Source organism: Xenorhabdus littoralis (assembly GCF_033949345.1).
GTDB lineage: Bacteria > Pseudomonadota > Gammaproteobacteria > Enterobacterales > Enterobacteriaceae > Xenorhabdus > Xenorhabdus littoralis.
In genome coordinates, this window is the sequence record NZ_VCDP01000041.1 from 1 (window position 1) to 4,055 (window position 4,055).

1 protein-coding gene and 1 pseudogene are annotated in these 4,055 nt (G+C 40.0%); both read right to left on the reverse strand.

The features are described 5' to 3' along the window. Nucleotides 1-572: 572 nt before the first annotated feature. Nucleotides 573-836: pseudogene (locus tag FE394_RS11810) on the reverse strand (transposase); the annotation flags it as partial. A gap of 71 nt (nt 837-907) precedes the next feature. Next, nucleotides 908-4,055 (reverse strand): hypothetical protein (locus FE394_RS11815; RefSeq protein WP_319926587.1); only part of this gene is annotated, 3,148 nt, incomplete at its 5' end.

The following is a 4,055-nucleotide window of genomic DNA, read 5'->3' on the forward strand; positions in this document are numbered from 1 at the left end:
TATTATCTATTATCTATTATGTTATTCAAATTAATTTCCTTCTGAATATATTGAAAATATTCATTTAAGAATAGGATGGAAAAATTGAATAAGGTATTTTATTTTGTGAAGATAATCGAGTGTCTCGCTAAGATATATAGGATTTATGCATATACACAATCAGCTCAAGTAGTTGCATAATGACTCAATCAAATAAAGAAAAATTTATCAGAATATTGTTTTCACATTTATAATAGGAGTTTCATTTCAGGCCAGAATGACTAGCTGGTGCCAATTTGTCATATTGTTTATGTTTGAGAACAGCAAGGTCTTGGAAAAATACATTCTAAGCATAAGAAGCTATAAACACTCTCATCAAAGTAGTATACGAACAATGTAAGATCATTGAAATCACTGTAGCAAAATACCTCGAAGAATAGTATGTGAATTTTTCGCATTTCATTGATTGGTGTTGCTCCCGTTGAGCATAACTCTACCGATTTTTACAGCAAGCAGGGTGTGTTTAGTGGATGTGATACTATATGATGAATGCAATGAATTGAGAGCATTGCCTCACATCTTACTAAGAAACTTTAACTCTGCTTAAGCACTGCGATTTCCTGAGCACGTAAACTTAAGCTCGGCTTTTTCGGTTGGAATGTATAAGCAATTAAGCTTGATACAATCTCCAACAAAAAGCCGACAACGCTCCGATGTCTTGAAAGTTCTATCTGAGAGATACTTTTCAATTGATCATTCATGGTTTCGATTAAAAAACGTTTTCTTAATGTGATCCTATCCCAAAGTGATAAAAACCGGGCCTTCATATTGCGACGAACACTGGTGATGAAGGGAACGCCTTATGAGATTCTTATTGAGAAAATGAAAGCTTAAAATGATCTGTCAGTCGAAGTCAGGGATCTCACATCTAATAGCTTGGTTGAGACGACAGAGAGCACACGATCAAACCATCTGCTCCTGGATCTTGTAATCCAGTATTAGCGTTATATATCACCTTATTGGAGGTATTTCCACTATATGCTATTATTGTCTGTTCGTCTCTTGTCGCTTGGGTGTCATTTGAGGCTGTAAAAACCCCCCAATCAAAAAGATTGTCATATTCCGAAAAAACGGTATCTGGTCCTTGGGATTTGTCGAGAAAGTTAATGTTCGGTGTATATTCGTTAATTAAACTAAAAGTCGAATTATTAAGATTAGAGCTTTCACAGAAGGTATCCCCATAAAGAGGATAATAACCGCTATAATCTGCATCTACTGTCTTTCCTAGCGAGCTAATAATTCTTATACTTTTATTGTGATATTGATATAGATAAATTCGTCCATCTGTTTTTGTAATGTTGGCTGTTATTGTTGCTTCACCAGGTGCGTTAATTATCAGAGGACCTTGATCATTGTTACCTAAATTTACCATGATTTCTCCTGTATAAGCTGTATTTCCCTGGGCACTATACTTAAGTTCTTTTTTATTAAAAGGAGTTTTGGGATCAGAAAGTGCTCTTAACTCTGCTGCTGTAGAAAGTAATAAATTAGTAGGATGCGGTTCATAAAAAATTTTATTCTTCTGTTTATTGTATTGGTTATAAACAAACAATACAGCGGGCAGCGGAACGGGTTCAAAACTTTCTGATGTAGAATCAGCACTGTGATGATATTGACCTTCTTCTACCGTTAATTTCACAAAAACTTTATTGACACCTACGTTTTCACTACTGCTTAAAGTCGCAATTAAATAACCATCTTTATCTGTTGTATATTGTTTCCCTTCATATAATGAAGGGGAAATTTTTAATTCTTTAATTGTATTGTGTTTATCATCAATAGCCCAGCTTACATTAGTAAAAGTATGTTCTTTAATTGGTTCAGGTTTACCACCCGCATTTTTCTTAATAATTAACGCCTTATAGGTAATATGATCTTTGCCATTACCTGTTAATGGAGTAGCGGATGGCGTTACTTCTATTTGTTTGATCTCAAAATCCTCCGGTGGAGTGGCGAAATTTATGGAGCTTATACATTTCCCCGGAGGTGAGGCTTCACCTGCACCGACAACATTTAAACAAACCTCGATATCTTGAGCCGCAGGTTTACCCGCGTCGCTTTTCAATGCCGCTTTTAATTCCCCGTTAGAGACTGAGTCTGCTTCCGCGGGGGACAAAGAAAGCCCTGCCGCGGCTAGGTCGGCAGGTTTAGTGATTTTCCATGCAAATTTAAATTTTGAGCCGCTATATTCGCTTGTACCATCAGCACCGACTATTTTTGCCGTGAAATCATACTCTCCACCAGCATTAACAGTGCCATTCGGTTGAGTTGGCGTGATTGCAGCCACTGTTGGCCAGTTGAACTCTACAGGTGGAGCAGATCGCTTGATATTGTTATCGGTAGAAGCTGTGACAATCACATTTGATGCTTTTGTTGTGCTTGTGATAGTCACTTGTGCTTCCCCTTGAGAATCCGTTTGTGTAGCGACTGGCGTTGTGAATGTGACACCCGGAATGTTTTGTGCAAATGCCCACGTTACGGTTTTACCTACTTCATTACCCCCCTCACTATTCTTGAGGGTTACGGTATAGGTATAGCTATCATTCACCAATTTCGGGCCAGGATTATCAGGTATTATTTTCATCGTCTCTGGTTTGAAAGCGACTTTGTCTGTATCCGCGACCCAAACTGCTGCATGATTTTCAATAGCCAGTGAAACCTTAATTCCATCTATTTCTGTGTCACTGGTACTGGTTAATGTTGCGGTTAATTTCCCATCTTTACCTGCTTGTACTGTTCCCTTTTCAGCCACTAAATTGAGTCCTTGTGGATCTGTGCCCCATTGCACATTCTCAATTTCAGTCCCTTCTTCTACAGGCGTCGTACCATCGCTACCCACTATAACCGCCGTGTAGGTGAATTTTTGCGTACCATCAGAGGTGAGGACTTTCTTACCGGGAGGCGTGGATTCAACCTCGATACGATTATTTTGGATTTGAAAATTTTTGGGGTTATCGATAAAAGCAACGTCATTCGGCGCGTCAACAGACGGTCCTTTAGATGTACTAAGAGTAACCATAAGACGGTCTATAACAATACTGCTGTTTAAGGTTGCCGTTATGTTCCCATTATTATCTGTGGTATCTCCACTGTTAGTAAAAGTGAGCTTATTTAGTATGTCTGAATCTAGTGGATTTCCATCCTGCGTAATATTCCAGGTCAGGCCAGGAATTTTCGTGTTTGGTAATGAATTTCCTTCTCCATCATGGTATTGCGCTGTAAAGGTATAAGGGATCTTGGCATTAATGAATATAGGGCTTTGAGGGGTAAGCTGTATTTTGCTGCTAACCCGGTCACCTGAAGTATCCCGAATGAAGGAAACCGCCTTGGCTTCAACAGATGGTTTTTCTTCAATGCTCAGTGAAACCGTGACATTCTCTATTTTCTCGTGACTGGCTAACGTAGCGGTTAACTCACCCTTCTCATTTGTTGCCACATCGCCATTGCTGGGCTTCCAAATCAGGTTTTTGTTATTGCTATCCTTACCGATGCCCCAATTGACATGAGAGATAGTGACTTTCTTATTTATCGGCTGCTTATTGCCATCCAAAACTGTCGCTGTATAGGTGTAGGTCTGTTTGCCATCGGCCACGAGTGGCGTGTCGGGCGGCGGTGAAATGTTAATTGTGTCCACCTGGAAAAGCGCAGGGTTCTCCTCAAAACTCACGCTGCCAACCTGTGTTTTTTCCATGCCATCCATTTGCAGGAAGACTTTCGCCTCCTTGACGGGTTTACTGCTCACTAATGCGGCCTCTAATTGTCCTTTATCATTGGTTGTCGTTGTTGGAGCAGGTTTACCCCACGCCAGACCGGATTCTTCACCAATGGGTGGCTCGGTTGTCCATTGAACATTGTCAATCGCGACATCCGGTGGTAACGGTTTATTGTTGGCCGTATCGAACGTAATAACCGGGGTAAAGATATAGGGTGTTTTATCATCAGCAATGACGGTGCCATTTGGCGGTGTAAACTCTTTGTCTTTGATTATAAACGGTTTGACAATCACTTCCGTGATG